The 16,879-nt window shown below is 37.6% G+C and carries 15 protein-coding genes and 1 tRNA gene; 15 read left to right on the plus strand and 1 reads right to left on the minus strand.

All coding sequences use genetic code 11. From position 1 onward, the window contains the following. The first annotated feature begins 7 nt into the window (after window positions 1-7). The 12 genes from mraY to HNQ98_RS00630 all read left to right on the plus strand — a co-directional run bounded on the left by mraY (window position 8) and on the right by HNQ98_RS00630 (window position 13,235). The gene (mraY, locus tag HNQ98_RS00575) at window positions 8-961 is read left to right on the plus strand and encodes a phospho-N-acetylmuramoyl-pentapeptide-transferase (RefSeq protein ID WP_135197597.1); all 954 of its coding nucleotides are present in this window, start codon (window positions 8-10) and stop codon (window positions 959-961) included. Window positions 962-1,007: 46 nt separating this feature from the next. Beyond that, a complete protein-coding gene (gene murD, locus HNQ98_RS00580; RefSeq protein WP_135197596.1) occupies window positions 1,008-2,354 on the plus strand; it encodes a UDP-N-acetylmuramoyl-L-alanine--D-glutamate ligase in 1,347 nt (448 codons plus the stop codon). Between the two features lies 1 nt (window position 2,355). Then, window positions 2,356-3,465, plus strand: a complete 1,110-nt coding sequence (murG, locus tag HNQ98_RS00585) for an undecaprenyldiphospho-muramoylpentapeptide beta-N-acetylglucosaminyltransferase (protein WP_135197595.1) — start codon at window positions 2,356-2,358, stop codon at window positions 3,463-3,465. A gap of 6 nt (window positions 3,466-3,471) precedes the next feature. Next, window positions 3,472-4,215 (plus strand): cell division protein FtsQ/DivIB, encoded by a 744-nt coding sequence (locus HNQ98_RS00590; protein ID WP_135197594.1) that lies wholly within the window; start codon window positions 3,472-3,474, stop codon window positions 4,213-4,215. Window positions 4,216-4,313: 98 nt separating this feature from the next. Further along, window positions 4,314-5,657 (plus strand): cell division protein FtsA, encoded by a 1,344-nt coding sequence (gene ftsA / locus HNQ98_RS00595; protein WP_184284883.1) that lies wholly within the window; start codon window positions 4,314-4,316, stop codon window positions 5,655-5,657. A gap of 21 nt (window positions 5,658-5,678) precedes the next feature. Continuing rightward, window positions 5,679-6,989, plus strand: a complete 1,311-nt coding sequence (ftsZ, locus tag HNQ98_RS00600; RefSeq protein WP_014974586.1) for a cell division protein FtsZ — start codon at window positions 5,679-5,681, stop codon at window positions 6,987-6,989. A gap of 62 nt (window positions 6,990-7,051) precedes the next feature. Continuing rightward, the gene (locus HNQ98_RS00605; RefSeq protein ID WP_014974585.1) at window positions 7,052-7,504 is read left to right on the plus strand and encodes a cell division protein SepF; all 453 of its coding nucleotides are present in this window, start codon (window positions 7,052-7,054) and stop codon (window positions 7,502-7,504) included. 3 nt (window positions 7,505-7,507) lie between these two features. After that, window positions 7,508-7,771: a YggT family protein gene (locus HNQ98_RS00610; protein ID WP_014974584.1), complete on the plus strand. Its 264-nt coding sequence runs from the start codon at window positions 7,508-7,510 to the stop codon at window positions 7,769-7,771. 1 nt (window position 7,772) lies between these two features. Then, entirely contained in the window at window positions 7,773-8,567 is a 795-nt protein-coding gene (locus HNQ98_RS00615; RefSeq protein ID WP_135197592.1) for a YlmH family RNA-binding protein, read from the plus strand. A gap of 36 nt (window positions 8,568-8,603) precedes the next feature. Further along, on the plus strand, window positions 8,604-9,284 hold the full coding sequence (locus tag HNQ98_RS00620; protein ID WP_135197591.1) for a DivIVA domain-containing protein: 681 nt from the start codon (window positions 8,604-8,606) through the stop codon (window positions 9,282-9,284). A 340-nt stretch (window positions 9,285-9,624) separates the two neighbouring features. After that, window positions 9,625-12,417 carry an isoleucine--tRNA ligase gene (ileS, locus tag HNQ98_RS00625; protein WP_135197590.1) on the plus strand — a complete coding sequence of 931 codons (2,793 nt, stop codon included), beginning with the start codon at window positions 9,625-9,627 and terminating at the stop codon, window positions 12,415-12,417. 203 nt (window positions 12,418-12,620) lie between these two features. Then, window positions 12,621-13,235, plus strand: coding sequence for an ECF transporter S component (locus HNQ98_RS00630; RefSeq protein ID WP_014974580.1), 615 nt, complete (start codon window positions 12,621-12,623; stop codon window positions 13,233-13,235). 34 nt (window positions 13,236-13,269) lie between these two features. Here the strand turns inward: HNQ98_RS00630 and HNQ98_RS00635 are convergent. Then, window positions 13,270-13,342, minus strand: a tRNA-Arg gene (locus HNQ98_RS00635). 329 nt (window positions 13,343-13,671) lie between these two features. Between HNQ98_RS00635 and HNQ98_RS00640 the strand changes: the two genes are divergently transcribed. The 3 genes from HNQ98_RS00640 (at window position 13,672) to upp (ending at window position 16,601) form a co-directional block, all read left to right on the plus strand. Continuing rightward, window positions 13,672-14,463, plus strand: coding sequence for a 2-keto-4-pentenoate hydratase (locus tag HNQ98_RS00640; protein WP_135198164.1), 792 nt, complete (start codon window positions 13,672-13,674; stop codon window positions 14,461-14,463). Next, the gene (gene brnQ / locus HNQ98_RS00645; RefSeq protein WP_135197588.1) at window positions 14,463-15,842 is read left to right on the plus strand and encodes a branched-chain amino acid transport system II carrier protein; all 1,380 of its coding nucleotides are present in this window, start codon (window positions 14,463-14,465) and stop codon (window positions 15,840-15,842) included. The genes HNQ98_RS00640 and brnQ overlap by 1 nt, the downstream gene beginning before the upstream one ends. A 129-nt stretch (window positions 15,843-15,971) precedes the next feature. After that, complete coding sequence (upp, locus tag HNQ98_RS00650; RefSeq protein WP_014974578.1) at window positions 15,972-16,601, plus strand: uracil phosphoribosyltransferase; 630 nt, start codon at window positions 15,972-15,974, stop codon at window positions 16,599-16,601. The last annotated feature ends 278 nt before the right edge of the window (window positions 16,602-16,879 follow it).

The following is a 16,879-nucleotide window of genomic DNA, read 5'->3' on the forward strand; positions in this document are numbered from 1 at the left end:
AAAGAATATGTCTGAAAATTTATGGGCGTTTGCTCGCGCATTTGTTGTCACGGTAATTTTTATGCCGGCGGTCATCAAATTTTTAAAACAGTCTAAGGAGCAAGCAGTTATCAGAAAGCTTGGCCCAGACCATCAAGCAAAGGCTGGTACACCAAGCATGGGTGGCGTATTGTTTGTTTTTGCCGCTGCATTAAGTGCACTAATCGGAAGTTTGGTAGCTCACCAATTTTTGCTAATGTTAACACCAGTGTTAGCTTTTCTGGCTTATGCTGCAATTGGTGGTATTGATGATGCTTTGAAACTCATTCGCCATGCAGATGATGGTTTTGCTTTTAAGCCAAAGCTAGTCGCTCAAACATTAAGTGCGCTAGCCATTATGCTAATTATGTGGTTATCACATTTTCCATTTACATTGTACATTCCGATGTTAGGCACTTACCACTTGGGCATTTTTTATTTCATCTTCCTTTGGTTCTGGTTAGTTGGTTGGTCTAATGCCACAAATTTAACAGATGGATTAGATGGTTTGTTGACTGGTAATAGCATAATTGTTTATTCAGCTTATACTATATTGGCGATGAATATGCATAATCAAGCAATTGTAATATTTAATTTCGCTGTTATTGGGTCTTTGGTTGGATTCTTGATTTTCAATAAACCAAAAGCTAAAATTTTCATGGGTGATACAGGATCCTTAGCATTAGGTGCGGGTTTAGCTATTGAATCTATTCTACTTGGTATCCCATTTTCATTGGTTTGGTTTGGATTAATCTTCGTGATAGAAACTTTATCTGTTATTATACAAACTGTCGGGTATCATTTTTGGCACAAACGCATTTTCCCTATGGCGCCTATCCATCACTCATTTGAAAAATTTGGGTGGAGTGAATGGCAAATTGATACACTATTTTGGATTTTATCAGCAATTTTGGCAGTAGCTGGCATTTTCTATATGAATTAATTAAACGGCTTTGCCGTGTACATAAAATTTTAGAAATAAGGATATTATGAAGACACAAGATTTTAACAATAAAAAAGTGATGGTATTTGGTTGGGCACGCTCTGGAAAAGCGGCGGCAAAACGTCTTGTTGCTTTGGGGTCCAAAGTCACAGTTGTTAATGGCGGTGATTTTCAAGAGGATAGTTTATACCGTCAATTATTGGCTGAAGGCGTGATTTTTATTGCACATGATAGCCCAGAATCATTGGATGCTTCATTTGCTTACTTGATTAAAAATCCAGGAATCCGTTATGATACAGCATTAGTAGAGAAAGCGCAATCATTAGATATTCCTGTTTTGAGTGAGGTTGAAGTCGCACTGAGCTCATTTCATGGGCGTTTGATAACAGTGACAGGGTCTAATGGTAAGACAACGACAATATCGTTGATTAGAGATATGCTGATTGCTGATGGTCAGTCGGTAATAACAGCTGGTAATATTGGTACACCAGTAAGTGAAGTTGTTGATGATTTGAGTGCAAATGATACACTGTTGCTTGAGCTATCGAGTTTCCAATTGATGGGGTTGCCCGATATCCAACCCGATATTGCCTTAATTACTAACATTTTTGCTAATCACCTAGATTATCATGGTACGCGAGAAAACTATGTGGCGGCTAAATTTCAAATCACCAAGAATCAGTCATCAAATCAGATGTTGGTTTTAAATGCTGATGGTCAAGATACAAGTTCGTTTGCAGCTAAAACACGTGCACAAGTCATGACATTTTCTCGTAAGACAATTGGATCTATCAGCAGTACTGATGGTCAAGATCTGATTATTGATGATAACCATTTGATGGCATTAACGGCAATCAAACTGGTAGGACCTCATAATTTGGAAAATATCCTAGCAGCAACTACTGTGGCAAAATTAGCTGGTGTAGGTGATCAAGCAATTAAACAGGTGCTAAAAATATTTGGTGGTGTGCCACATCGTCTGCAATATTTATTTACCAATAATGGTATTCAATTTTATAATGATTCAAAAGCTACAGATATTGAAGCAACACAAACAGCATTGAATAGTTTTGAACAACCTACGATTTGGCTTGGCGGTGGCTTGGACCGTGGTGATGATCTAATGCGATTGTTGCCTAATTTAAAACACGTCAAGGTAGTGATCGCTTTTGGTGAAACACAACAAAAGATTGTAGCATTAGCACGTGAAGCCCATAAGCCGGTTATCACAGTTTTAGACGCTGAACATGCTGTGCCAGTCGCATTGCAATTAGCTGAATCTGGTGACGTTGTCTTATTATCACCAGCGGCTGCTAGTTGGGATCAGTATCAAAGTTTTGAAGAACGTGGTGACAAATATGTTGCCGAGTTGAAGAAAGTATTGAGGCTATAATATGCGAGTAATTTTATCAGGTGGTGGAACTGGTGGACACATTTATCCTGCTTTGGCATTAGCTGAAGTCATTAAACAGCATGATTCTGATGTTGAATTTTTGTACGTTGGATCAGAACGTGGTGTCGAATCAAGTATTGTACCGGCAACGGGCATGCCATTCAAAAAACTTACTGTTCAGGGCTTTAAGCGGTCATTATCATTGGATAACATTAAAACAGTTAATTTGTTTTTAAAAGCTGTTAAGGTGTCTAAACAAATTATCAAAGATTTCAAACCAGATGTTGTGGTTGGTACCGGTGGTTACGTTGCTGGGGCGGTCGTTTACGCTGCACAAAGGATGCACATTCCAACAGTTATTCACGAACAAAATTCTGTTGCAGGAATGACTAATAAATTTTTAGCACGAGGTGCTAGTAAGATTGGTGTGGCTTTCGACGTAGCTAAATCACAGTTTCCCGCAGGTAAAGCAGTGCTTGTCGGCAATCCACGTGCACAACAGGTTGCACATATTAAGTCTGACTTTTCATGGCAAACGCTTGGATTACGTGATGATAAGCCAACTTTATTAATTTTTGGTGGTTCACAAGGGGCACCGGCAATTAATTTAGCTGTGATTGCTGCCATTGATCAATTTAATGAGCGATCTTATCAAGTTGTTATTGTGACTGGACCAAAGCGATATGATAATGTACTAAATAAGCTAAAAGAAAAAAATATTGCAGCAGCAGATAATGTTCGTATTGTGCCGTACATTGATAACATGCCGGAAGTTTTGGTTCAAACTGCAGCCATTGTTTCACGTGCTGGTGCTACATCTATTGCAGAAATTACTGCTTTGGGCATTCCTTCTATTTTAATACCAAGTCCTTATGTGACAGGTGATCATCAAACAAAGAACGCTCAAAGTTTAGTGGATGCTGGAGCAGCCTTGGTTATTAGTGAACCAGAATTAACTGGACAAAGTTTAATTGCAGCGGCTGATATATTGTTGTTAGATGAATCGGTTAGTGAAAAGATGGCAGCACAAACAACGAAGATTGGCATGCCAGATGCTGGTGATCGATTATACAGTATCATTTTAGATGCTATTGCAGAAAAGAAGGTTTAAAAGATATTGGGTGTGGCGACTAATAATCAAAAATCAAAAAAGCACCCGCTAAAACTTTGGATAAGTCTAGCGGCTTTTATCGTCTTCATTATCATTATTTTATTGTTCTTACAACCATGGCGTAAAATCAACGAGGTTCAAGTTAATACGCTGCAATTATCTGAACAACAAGTGAAAAAATATGCTAATGTGGAAAAGCATACGCCATATTGGCGTGTTGCTGGGCAGACGGCATTTATTGCACATCATATTGTTCAACAGGATAAACGTATTGATGCGGCAACAGTAACACTCCATAATGATCAAGTTATCATTGATGTTGTTGAAAAAATAAAAGCCGGCTATGTCCAAAAAAAAGGGCAGTGGTTCGTTATTAATAGGCAAGGTAAACTAAATAAAGTGGTTAAGCCAAATGGTGATGCACCCACATATTCAGGATTTAAATCTGAAAAAGATATTCAAATAGTCAGTCAGCAGTTTGTTGTGTTAGAATTAACACTACGCCAAAATATTAGTCAAATTATTTTTTCACCGAATAAAGATAATCATAAACGCTTAGAAGTGGTTATGAACGATGGTAATATGGTTTATGCTACGTTAGATACATTTGGTAAAAAGATCAGTTTTTATCCAGGTATCGTGGCTCAAATGCCTAAAAAAGGTGTTATAGATTTACAATTTGGCGCGTATTCTTATGCATATGGTTCGCAAAATAACACATCAACATCAAAGAGTAAAAAAAGCAAGTGAAGCAGTAGCTATAATTGGTGGCGAAACAGCCCTCATTTATGATATTATTATTATTGGGTATGTTTTATTAAAAATAAATTTATAAAGGGGCACGACGCATGAATAATTCAGGCGTGACGGTAGGATTAGATATCGGCACAACATCTATCAAAGTTGTCATTGCGCAAACAGCTAGTAATCAGTTCAATGTCATTGGCGCAGGAAACGCACCATCTCGTGGTTTGCGTCAAGGTGTTATTGTTGATATTGATGCCACTGCCAGTGCAATTCGAGCAGCAATAGACCAGGCACAAGAAAAAGCCAATTTTCAAATTCACGAAGTGGTTGCAGGTATTCCGGCTAATAAAATTGAAATGGTCCGTGTCGAAGGATTAGTGTCAATTGCTAATCAAAATAAACGTATTACTTATGATGATGTGAAAAATGTTGCTAAACAAGCATTGTCTCATAATTTACCTTCTGATCGGGATGTGGTCGATTTAATCGCAGAAGAGTTTAGCGTTGATGGCTTTGATGGTATTAAAGATCCACATGAAATGATTGGTGTGCGTCTTGAAATGCAGGGAACAGCGTATACCGTTCCTAGTAAAATACTTGATAATACACGAATGGCTATCCAAAAAGCAGGTCTGTCCTTGCGTGAATTCGTTTTGTCACCACTAGCTATGGGGACTAATATTTTAAATGATGGTGAGCAAGACTTTGGTACAGTCTTAATTGATTTAGGTGGTGGACAAACTACAACGTCAGTAATGCATGATCGTAAATTAAAGTTTAATTATGTTGATCTTGAAGGTGGAGATAGTATAACCAAAGATATTTCAACTGTTTTGAGTACATCTTATTCACATGCTGAAAAAATTAAGCGGGACTACGGATATGCTGATCCAACACAAGCAAATGCTGATAATGAATTTTTAGTCGAAGTAGTTGGAGATAGTGCACCAAAAACTGTTGATGAACATTATTTGTCGGAAATTATATCGGTTCGTTTAGAACAAATATACAACCGTTCATTTGAACATTTAGCTGCAGTAAATGCATTAAATATGCCGGGTGGTTTTGTTCTAACTGGAGGTAATGCTGCTTTGCCGCGGATGGTCGATTTTGCTAAGACAATTCTTGGCGAAAATGTACGGCTGTTTGTCCCAGATCAAATTGGCTTACGTCATCCATCGTATACACGAGCTTTGTCTTATGCTATTTTTGTGTCACGTGAAAGTATGACGCAACAAATCATCAAGCAAGCAATTATGACTCGACGGGATGATATAGATATACAACCGGTTGGCGGTGAAGTTCGCGAGTATGTAGAAGTACCAGAATCGACAACTGAACAGTTTGATAACTATAATTATAGTGCAGATGTTGATGTTACACCTCGAAGAGGGTTTTTCAGTCGTTTAGTACAAGCAGTCAAGAATTTATTTACTGAAGATTAACAATAGTTAAGGAGATAACTCATGGATTTTTCAATAGATGACGCTCAGGAGTCTGGAGCAATCATTAAAGTTATTGGTGTTGGTGGTGGTGGTTCAAACGCTGTTAACCATATGATTGAAGAAGGTGTTAGCGGTGTTGAATTTATCGTTGCCAACACTGATGTACAAGCCTTAGATAAGTCAAAAGCGGATATTAAGATTCAAATTGGCCCTAAACTGACAGGTGGTCTAGGTGCCGGATCTAATCCAGAACGTGGTACAAAAGCTGCCGAAGAATCATCTGAAGACATTGCATCAGCAATTTCTGGTGCTGATATGGTTGTGATTACTGCTGGTATGGGTGGAGGTACCGGTAACGGTGCTGCCCCTGTTGTTGCTCGTATCGCAAAAGAACAGGGTGCGCTAACCGTTGCGGTTGTAACCCGTCCATTTAAATGGGAAGGGCCAAAACGCGGCCGATTTGCTGCTGAAGGGTTACAAGCATTATCAGAATCTGTCGATTCATTAATCGTCATTACAAACGAACGCTTAAAAGATCGTATTGATTTACGTACGCCTTTGTCAGAAGCTTTCAAAGTTGTCGATGAAGTTGTGGCACAAGGTGTTCGTGGTATTTCAGAATTGATTACCAATCCTGGATTTATTAACTTGGATTTTGCTGATGTGAAGACAGTGATGCAAGATGCTGGACCAGCATTAATGGGTGTCGGACAAGCTAGTGGTGAAACACGTGCTGCAGATGCTACAAAACAAGCAATTTCATCACCTTTGCTCGAAGTTGATATGTCTGGTGCTGAGGATGTGTTGTTAAATATTACTGGTGGCTTAGATATGTCATTATTTGAAGCACAAACTGCTTCTGAGGTTATTGCACAAGAAGCTGGTCGTGAAGTTAACGTTATTTTTGGTACATCAATTGATGAAGATTTAGGTGATTCAATTCGCGTTACAGTTATTGCAACTGGTCTACAAAACATTGGTGGTGATAATGCGGCAAACAAGGCGGCTACACCTAAAGCTAATGCTGCTAAGGTATTTGGTATACCAACCAATGATAAGATGCCAGCACAACCATCAAATAATAACGCAATGTTTGATAAGATTAATACAGAGGCTGTTAAATCAAATTCAGCACAAAAGCAAAATGACCCATTTGCTGATTGGAATATTAGTGGTAGTTCAAAAGATGCCTTTGCTGAAGAAGACCGATTTGATGGTGTACAAAAACAATCGTTTGATGTATTTAACACACCAACATCAAATTCTGAAACAGTTGATTTCTCAAGTAATGATGATGACAACGATCAACCACCATTTTTCAAGAAACGTTAATAAGAGAATGTCTATCAGGTAGCGTAACTTTATATTCTAATAGACAGGGTTAAGGAGATTACATGGCATTTGGTGAAACATTGAAGCGTCTTTTCAGCAATGATGATGACGATTATTATGAAGATGGTTATGATAACAATGATTATCAAGAGCAACCACAGCAAGCAGTAACATCACAACAGCCAACACGTTTTGGTCGTCAAACGACGCCATCATCACAAGCTATGATGGATTCAAATAATGAAAACAGTAAAATTGCGTTATTTGAGCCGAAAGTATATTCAGATTCACGTGCAATTGCTTCTCAAATTTTAGGTGGTGAAGCTGTTATTGTTAACTTTACGCAAATTGACGAAGCACAAGCTAAGCGCATATTGGATTTTTTGGGTGGCGCAGTATATGCAGTTAATGGTGAAATTGAGCGTATTGGGCAATCTATTTTCCTGGTAACACCTGACACATTTGAAATTTCAGGAACGTTAACAGATAATTTAGAACCCAACACACGGTATTAATATATGATTGAAATATTAAGTTGGATTCTTCGTATTGCACGTTATTATGAATATGCAATTGTTATTTATGTTTTAATGTCTTGGTTACCAGGTGCTCAGCAATCAAAGTTAGGGCAATGGCTAGGACGAATTGTATTACCATATTTGAATTTATTTCGTGTCATCCCACCAATTGGTGGGATGATTGATATTTCTCCAATCATTGCTATTTTAGTTTTGAATTTTGCTGTGAGTGGACTGTCACATCTGATACTGCTTTTGTTCTAAAATGACAGACAAATTATCGACAATTGAACAGCATTTTAGACCTGAAGAATCTGAATTCATCCAACAAGTTAGTGAATGGATTCGCCAAAGTGAAGATGAGTATCGTGGTATTTTAACGAAATTTTTAAATCCGCGCGAACAATACATTTTACAGACACTGGTTAATCGTGTTGAAGATTTAACTGTGACGTATAATGGTGGTACTATTGGTGCTGAAAATCAACGCGCCATCATTGCACCTGATTTTTATCAATTTAATTTATCTGATTTTGAATTGGCACTACTAGAAGTGAAATACCCTGTAAAATTTGTTGAATTGCATCATTCCACTTTGCTAGGATCATTGATGAACGCTGGTATTACACGAGATGTCATCGGTGACATTTTATTTGATGATAGTCAGCAATGGCAAATTATTGTCGATGCAAAAATGGTGCCTTATTTACAACAGACTATTGAGAAAGTAGGTCATGTTAAAATAACGTTAAGTGTTGCTGATTTCAGTCATGTGATTCAAAAGCATGATGACTGGGAAGAAATATTTTTATTATCATCTTCATTACGTGTGGATACAGTTATTGCAGCTGCATTTGCTATCTCCCGTAGTTTGGCAAAATCACTAGTAGATCAGCGTCGTGTTCGAATTAATTGGACGGTTATTGATAAACCTGATTTTATGATTAGTGTCGGTGATATAGTGTCTGTTCGGAAATATGGTCGCTTACAATTGACTCTACTTGACGGATTTAGCAAAAAAGATAAAATTAAGACAGTTGTAAATATTATTCGTCGTTGAAACAAATAAATATAGGTCAAACTAAAGGAGATCATAATGGTATTAACACCTGACGAAATTTTAGATCATGATTTTACTAAAAAAGGCTCACGAGCATATGTAGCATCTGAAGTTGATGTATTTTTGGACCAAGTAAATACTGATTATCAATCAGTTATTGCTGATCGTGAACAACTAGTTGCTGAAAATGCTAAATTGAAAAGTACTGTTGATGAACTAGAAGCCAAACGTGAACAAGTAAACCAGTCTATTTTCGTAGCACAAGAAGCAGCTGATCGTCTCAAAAAAGAGGCAGATAGTGAAGTTAAGAAACAATTAACGCACGCACAAGAAGCAGCAACGAAAATTATTAGTGATGCACGTGCAAAAGCGGAGTCAGAAGCCATTCATTTAGCACAGGAAAACGCTGGGTTAGTTAACGAACAGAATGAGTTGCGGACTGAAGTTGAAAATTTTAAAAATTCCTTCTTGAAACTATTGTCACTTCAGAGTAAACTATTAGAAAATGATGAACTAGCAGAAGCAGTGCATCATTTGCCAATGGGTGAAGTAACCGCGCAACGTGTGGCACAGCAAGAAAACCAATTAGAAACTTCTGAAATGAGTAAAGATGATTCGGAAGTTTCTGAAACTATAACGGCGCCTGAAAGTATTTCTGAACAAGATGGCCCAGTAGTTGTGCTGCCAGAGGCAGAAGACAAAACGAATAATAAATAATAAAAAGCGTAACACAGCAAGATGGGCATACATACGCGCAGCGAGTCATGGTGGTTAGAGATGATCGTCCCTGTAGTCCTTCAGATCAGTTACTAGTTTGTTGAACTGAAATTTCACGTAAGTTCAATCGGCGCAGGTCGTTATTACTGAATTGAGGATCATATGTTAGTGTGATCAAATATTGGGTGGTACCACGCTTTAGCGTCCCTATGTCGTAAGACATAGGGACTTTTTTTATTTGATACTGTCATTTGATTCATCTTATTATCAATCTAAGGTGAATCATTGGTATTACTTCACATTGTCAAACATGCGAACGATATTATGAGGAGAAGAGCATATGAAATATAAAGATACATTGAATTTAGGGAAAACAGGTTTTCCAATGCGTGGTTCATTACCAAAGACAGAACCTGTCCGTCAAAAGAAATGGGATGATGGCGAATTATATGAAAAGCGCTTGATTCAAAATGAGCAAAAGCCTCATTTTAATTTGCACGATGGACCACCATATGCTAATGGTAACATTCATTTGGGTCATGCGATGAACAAGATTTCAAAAGATATTATTTTGCGTTATAAGAATATGGCTGGTTTTTACGCGCCTTATGTTCCTGGATGGGATACTCATGGTTTGCCAATTGAACAACAGTTGACTAAAGCTGGCTATGATCGCAAATCAATGCCAAAATCAAAATGGCGTGACCTGGCTAAAGACTTTGCACTAGAACAGGTAGATAAACAACGTAATGATTTCAAGCGTTTAGGTGTTATGGCTGATTGGCAACGACCATACATTACATTACTGCCTGAATTTGAAGCAGCACAGATACGCGTCTTTGGTGAAATGGCAGGAAAAGGTTATATTTTCAAAGGCCAAAAACCTGTTTATTGGTCTTGGTCATCTGAATCAGCCTTGGCTGAAGCTGAAATTGAGTATCACGATATTGACTCAACATCATTGTATTATGCAAACAAAGTAAAAGATGGGAAGGGAATTCTTGATGACGATACTTACTTTGTTGTATGGACAACGACGCCGTTTACAGTAACGGCATCGCGTGGTATTACATTAGGCCCTGACTTCGAATATTCAGTAATTCAGCCCGTCGGTGAGACACGTAAATTTGTAGTTGCCACTGGACGCCTAGAAGCCATTACCTCAAAATTTGGTTGGGAATCTTATACAACATTAGCTACATACAAAGGTCAAGAATTAGATCGCATTACAGCCTATCATCCATGGGATACTGATGCAGAAGAATTAGTGATGAATGCAGATCATGTCACACTGGATTCTGGTACTGGCTTAGTTCATACAGCTCCTGGATTTGGTGAAGACGATTTTAATGTTGGACAAAAATATGACTTGGAAATCAAGGTTACTGTTGATGAAAAAGGTTATATGACAAAAAATGCTGGTCCTGATTTTGAAGGACAGTTTTACGATGATGTAGCTGATACTGTAATTAATAAGCTGACTGAAGCAAATTTGTTTTTAGCGAAGGAAAAGATTACGCATTCATACCCATTTGATTGGCGTACAAAGAAACCAATTATTTGGCGAGCTGTACCACAATGGTTTGCTTCTGTAGAAAAGTTCCGTCAGCAAATTTTGAATGAAATTGATAATGTCAAGTTCTACCCTGAATGGGGAAAGAAGCGACTATATAATATGATTCGCGATCGTGGCGATTGGGTTATTTCACGGCAACGTGTTTGGGGTGTTCCGCTACCAATTTTTTATGCTGAAGATCAAACACCAATTTTGGATCAAAAGATTATTAATCACGTAGCTGATTTGTTTGCTGAACATGGTTCAAATTATTGGTTTGAACATGATGCTAAAGACTTATTACCAGAAGGCTATACGAATGAGCACTCACCAAATGGTGTATTTAAAAAAGAAGAAGACATCATGGACGTTTGGTTTGATTCTGGGTCATCTTGGTCTGGTGTTATGGCTACGCGCGATTACTTAGATTATCCAGCTGACCTATACTTAGAAGGTTCCGATCAGTATCGTGGTTGGTTTAATTCATCATTAATTACGTCTGTTGCTGTTACGGGACATGCACCTTACAAAAATGTTTTGTCACAAGGATTTACTTTAGACGGTAATGGCAATAAGATGTCTAAGTCTTTGGGGAACACTATTTCACCACTTGAAGTTGCAGATAAAATGGGAATTGAAATCTTGCGTTTATGGACAATTTCTGTTGATACTTCACAAGATATGCCTGTATCTCATGAAATTTTGAAACAGGTTTCTGAAAACTATCGTAAAGTGCGTAATACATTGCGTTTCCTTATGGCTAATACATCAGACTTTAATTATGAACAAGATGCGGTGCCATTTGCCCAGCGTGCTGGTCATGATCGTTACTTCTCAGTATTATTGAATGATTTTGTTAAAGATGTTCGAAATTATTATGATAATTATCAATTTAATGACATCTTTAAGCGTCTGATTAATTTTGTTAACGTTGATTTATCAGCATTCTACTTAGATATTGCCAAAGACGTCGTTTATGTTGAAGCACCTACTAGTCTGGTACGTCGTTCTATGCAGACAGTGTTTTATGAGACATTAACGGCATTAACGAAGTTACTATTGCCAATTTTGCCACACACTGCAGAAGAGGTATGGGAATATTTGCCAAATGAAACAGCAGAATTTGCTTACTTAACTGACATGCCGGAAGTCCAAGATTATGGTGAAACGAATGAATTATTGGCTAACTGGAAGCAGTTTATGAATCTACGTGATTCTGTCAATAAAGCATTGGAAGAGGCACGTGCAACAGATCTTATTGGTAAAAATGCTGAAGCAGCTCTAACATTATATTTGACAAAAGATCAAAAGCAATTGGTAGATGATTTAGATATCAATGTCCGCTTAATTTTGATGGTATCACAATTACACGTTGATACCGTTGAAAACGGCGCTGATGTGAAGGATTATGATGGCGTAAAGGTGGCTGTGTCACACGCTGTTGGCGGTGTTTCACCACGTGACCGTTTGTACCACGAAGATCTTGGTGCTGATGCTGATTTCCCAGAATTATCAAAACATGAAGCAGAAATCGTTCGTGAGTTTTATCCAGAGGCTTTAGTTGAAGGATTTGAATAAAATAAAAGTTATCTGAATAAAAAATCCTGATAGTAATACTTTCAGGATTTTTTTAATGCATAGAGATGGTCAAATTAAATACGTTATTGTTTAATGAGTGAATCCTTAGTATATTTATATCATAAGATAGTTTATAATATAAATATTAATCGGAAAGAAGCTAGTGATTTATTGATCAAATACTAGCTATTGTGAAACTAATTATGACAAATCATAAAATAAAATATTATGTGGTGACGACACTTTTTGTGGCGATAGTCATGTTACAATTTTTCGTACCTTGGCTAGGATTATTACCACTAGGGGCATTTGTTATTGGCGCTAGTGCTACAATCATTCCTTTCACTGTTGCTATTGCCGGTGTCATATTAGGTCCAAAGTACGGGGCAGTAGTGGGTATGTTTTGGGGTTTATTTTCTTTTATCAACGCAATAACTCATCCTGGAACGATTGGTTCGTTAATGTTCCAAAATCCATTGACGGCATTATTACCACGTATTTTAGTAGGGTATCTTGTGGGCTGGTTGTTTAACCGCTTACTTCGTCAACAACCAAATCGTATTAAACTACTTGGTTTGGGTGGATTAGGGGTGCTGGCTGCGTTAATCAACACCATAGGTGTTGTTTTGTTAACAACGCTTGGTTTCACCATTATGCAAACAAATTTTACTGGTATACCGCAGCATAACTTACTTGGTTGGCTGATAAGCATTGTCTCATTTAATGCAATATTTGAAATGATCGTTGGTTTTATTCTAGTGAGTGTCATTGGTAACATTTTATTACCAATAGCTGAACGTTCAGAAATAAAAGGTTAAAAAAACTGTGAATATTATATTCACAGTTTTTTTATGCACTAACCCAGACTCGAACTGGGATCAAAGACTTAGGAGGTCCCCGTTTTATCCTGTTAAACTATTAGTGCGAACTATATTATTATACCTTAAAGCGATTAAAAAACAAAATATCACAGGTATCAAAGGCTAAATAATAGTGTGATAATAATTAGAGGTTGACAGTTTAAAATTAATATGTTTTAATTATTATATTAAATAAAAGAAGAGATAAACAAATGATAACATCAGTTACAACAACTGCACAAATTATTATCAGCATTATCATTATTTAGTGATAGGTGCTGATACTTTGCAGTGCCTATCAATTCTATTGATAGGCAGCTGATGATAGTCGAAAAGGACAAGCTGCTTTCGTAAGTAGCTTGTCCTTTTTTGTTTTATTTTAAAGGAGAATATTATGACATTAACATTAGAACAACAGGCACTCGCACAAAAATTGTTTGAGGCATTTAAGACGAATACACCTCTAGATCGAGATGAATATGTTGGGGTAGTAAATAATTTTGATACAGCTTACGCAGTCCAAGAAGCTGTGATGGCATTAAAAAAAGAACCCACTGCTGGATACAAAGTCTCACTGACTTCGCCTGAGACACAGGCAATGTTTTCATCAGATTCACCATTGTATGGTGCACAAGTAGCGCAGCGTTTTGTGCAAGCGCCCTACGTCTTAAATTTAGCAGATTATAATGAACCATTAGTTGAAGTGGAGTTTCAATTTACAGCTAAAGTTGATTTGACACCTAAAATGACCAAAGAAGAATTATTACAAAATACAACTGTGGCACCTGCGTTAGAAGTGCCAGATGCCCGTTTTAAAAATTGGTTTCCAAAATTAGATAAATATCTTGTTTTAAGTGACACAGCTGTTGGTGGTGCTGTCGTATCAGGTAAAGCGAGGGATGGCGCAACACTTACTGTTGACGAACTGGCAGAAGTTAGTGCCACTTTAACCCATGATGGTAACAAGAAAGGTTACGGGAAAGGCAGCGAAGTCTTAGGAAATCCAGTTGAATCATTAAAGTGGTTGGTGGCAAAGTTAGCAGCACAGGGGAAAACTTTTCCAGCAGGAACACATGCTTCAACAGGTACATTCTTGCTACCACCAAATTTAACTGTTGGCGAATGGCGTGTTGATTTTACTGGTGGATTTGGTGAAGTTGTACTCAAGGTTGAGGGAGAGAAATAATGGTAGAAAAAAAGTTAACATGGCGTCAACTATTACTCATCGCATCATTAATTTTTGGCATGTTCTTTGGTGCTGGAAATTTAATTTTTCCGGTACAACTTGGACAACTATCTGGGTCAAATTGGATTCCTGCTACCTTAGGATTTTTAGTAACTGGCACAGTTGTACCATTTTTAGCCATGTTAGCTGTCAGTGTAACGCGCAGTCGTAGTGTTTACGATGTCGCACAACCTGTTGGACACTTGTTTGGTGTATTATTTTTAGTTACTATTCATCTAACTATTGGCCCTTTTTTTGGCACACCACGTACAGCTGCAACAGCATTTTCAATGGGAGTGGCACCATTTTTAGCCCCACGTGATCAGCAATTAGGGATGTTAGTTTTTTCTGCTTTGTTTTTTGGACTAGCATATTTTCTAACAATTAAGCAGTCACAGCTCACCAAGCATATTGGTAAATATTTAAATCCATTGTTTATTGGTTTGTTAATTGTTGTTTTATTGGTCGCATTATTTATGCCAATGGGCGGTACACATCAAGTTGTGAATACAGCGTATCAAAATAATGCTGGATTACAAGGTGTACTTGATGGTTATAACACGATGGACGGTTTGGCATTACTAGCGCTAGCTGTATCAGTTGTTTATGCTGTTAAAGGTCTTGGATTTAGAGACCATCAAATATCAAAAGTATTAGCTAAAGCAGGTTTATTGAGTATTATTTTTGAAGCAGTCATCTACACTAGTTTAGTTTTGCTAGGTGTTTCTAGCTTAGGTAAATTTAAAGCCGCTGCTAATGGTGGTGATGCTTTTGCACAAATCATTGCACATTTTGCTGGTAATTTTGGTACAGCGCTAACTGGTGTTTTGGTCACTTTAGCTGTCTTTACGACAGCTATGGGATTATTCGTCTCATTTGCACAAGATTTACATTTAGCTTTTCCTAAAGTAAGTTATCTTTGGTTTTTACGTCTTATTGCCTTTGGTTCATTCGTTACTGCAAATGCCGGATTGACCAACATTGTGGCATGGTCAGTTCCAGTATTAATGTTATTATATCCTTTTGCTTTGGTTCTGATATTATTATCGCTCTTTTCTAATTACTTTAACCGCTCGAGCTTGGTTTATCGTAGTGTTGTAATAGGTGTCGCGTTACCTGCCGTATTAGATGCTTTGGCTAATTCACCGTTTATGAGTAATACTGTTGTTCAAGGCCTTGTCTCAGCATACCATCAATATATACCGTTTTCAGCTTTGGGATTTGGTTGGTTAGTTCCCGGATTGCTCGGTACAATGGTAGGCTTTGTCTTATATGCTTTTGCGGCGACAACCCAGAAGCAGCAAACAAGTTTATCAGTGGGTACAGTTTCTGATAGATAATGAGAAAGTCCCCGTTATGGGGGCTTTTTTGTTATAATAGGATTGGAACTAAATTGAAAGGAAATATATTTGGCAGACCATACCAGTTAGCTTGGTGGGAGGGTCTTGTTAAATATAATCTTTAATACCATGGGAAAATTTGTTGAAATGGATCACCCCTTAATCCAGCATAAGCTGACGATGATTCGTAATAAGAACGTCGGTACCAAAGACTTTCGGGCTTTAGTAGATGAAATTGCTATGCTAATGACTTATGAAGCTAGTCGCGATCTGCAATTGGAAGACGTTGTTGTTGAGACACCTGTTGCAACAACAACTAAAAAACAATTAGCTGGTAAAAAATTAGCTGTTGTACCTATTTTACGTGCTGGATTGGGAATGGTTGATGGTATTGTGCAACTTATTCCGGCTGCAAAAATTGGGCATATAGGCATGTATCGTGATGAACAAACACTAGAACCGGTCGAATATTTTATTAAATTGCCAGAAGATATTGATCAGCGTGATGTTTTATTAGTTGACCCAATGCTTGCGACTGGAGGTTCAGCGAAGGATGCTATTTTGGCACTAAAGAAGCGTGGCGCAAAACATATCAAATTGATTACGCTTGTTTCAGCACCTGAAGGTGTTGAGGCAGTGCAACAAGCACACCCAGATGTTGATATTTATACTGGCTCATTAGACGAAAAGCTTAATGAACATGGTTATATTGTTCCTGGTTTAGGTGATGCAGGCGACAGACTATTTGGTACAATGTAAGTGAATATTGTCTTGTAATCAAATGATAATTTAATTATTTTGACGAAGTTAATCAAAAGTATTGACATTTTAAATTAATCTATGTATAGTAATAAACATCAAGAAACAAGCAAGTAATTGCTCAAACAAGGAGAGTCATTATGATCAAAGTATCTACTAACCAAATTAATAACACACTCCTCCTCAACCTCCTTCTCATCTGAGTTTAGTTGGTTGTTATTTGAGCAGAACCAACCACTAAACTTGTACAGGCTTAGTGGTTGGTTAGGAAATATACG

The organism is Leuconostoc carnosum (assembly GCF_014207505.1).
Taxonomy (GTDB): Bacteria; Bacillota; Bacilli; order Lactobacillales; family Lactobacillaceae; genus Leuconostoc; species Leuconostoc carnosum.

Bases quoted from the DNA above. Each gene is read 5' to 3' on its own strand.
- ileS (WP_135197590.1), top strand. From the start codon at position 9,625: ATGAAATATAAAGATACATTGAATTTAGGGAAAACAGGTTTTCCAATG.
- ftsZ (WP_014974586.1), top strand. From the start codon at position 5,679: ATGGATTTTTCAATAGATGACGCTCAGGAGTCTGGAGCAATCATTAAA.
- murG (WP_135197595.1), top strand. From the start codon at position 2,356: ATGCGAGTAATTTTATCAGGTGGTGGAACTGGTGGACACATTTATCCT.
- mraY (WP_135197597.1), top strand. From the start codon at position 8: ATGTCTGAAAATTTATGGGCGTTTGCTCGCGCATTTGTTGTCACGGTA.
- HNQ98_RS00640 (WP_135198164.1), top strand. From the start codon at position 13,672: ATGACATTAACATTAGAACAACAGGCACTCGCACAAAAATTGTTTGAG.
- ftsA (WP_184284883.1), top strand. From the start codon at position 4,314: ATGAATAATTCAGGCGTGACGGTAGGATTAGATATCGGCACAACATCT.
- HNQ98_RS00610 (WP_014974584.1), top strand. From the start codon at position 7,508: ATGATTGAAATATTAAGTTGGATTCTTCGTATTGCACGTTATTATGAA.
- murD (WP_135197596.1), top strand. From the start codon at position 1,008: ATGAAGACACAAGATTTTAACAATAAAAAAGTGATGGTATTTGGTTGG.
- brnQ (WP_135197588.1), top strand. From the start codon at position 14,463: ATGGTAGAAAAAAAGTTAACATGGCGTCAACTATTACTCATCGCATCA.
- HNQ98_RS00630 (WP_014974580.1), top strand. From the start codon at position 12,621: ATGACAAATCATAAAATAAAATATTATGTGGTGACGACACTTTTTGTG.
- HNQ98_RS00615 (WP_135197592.1), top strand. From the start codon at position 7,773: ATGACAGACAAATTATCGACAATTGAACAGCATTTTAGACCTGAAGAA.
- upp (WP_014974578.1), top strand. From the start codon at position 15,972: ATGGGAAAATTTGTTGAAATGGATCACCCCTTAATCCAGCATAAGCTG.
- HNQ98_RS00620 (WP_135197591.1), top strand. From the start codon at position 8,604: ATGGTATTAACACCTGACGAAATTTTAGATCATGATTTTACTAAAAAA.
- HNQ98_RS00605 (WP_014974585.1), top strand. From the start codon at position 7,052: ATGGCATTTGGTGAAACATTGAAGCGTCTTTTCAGCAATGATGATGAC.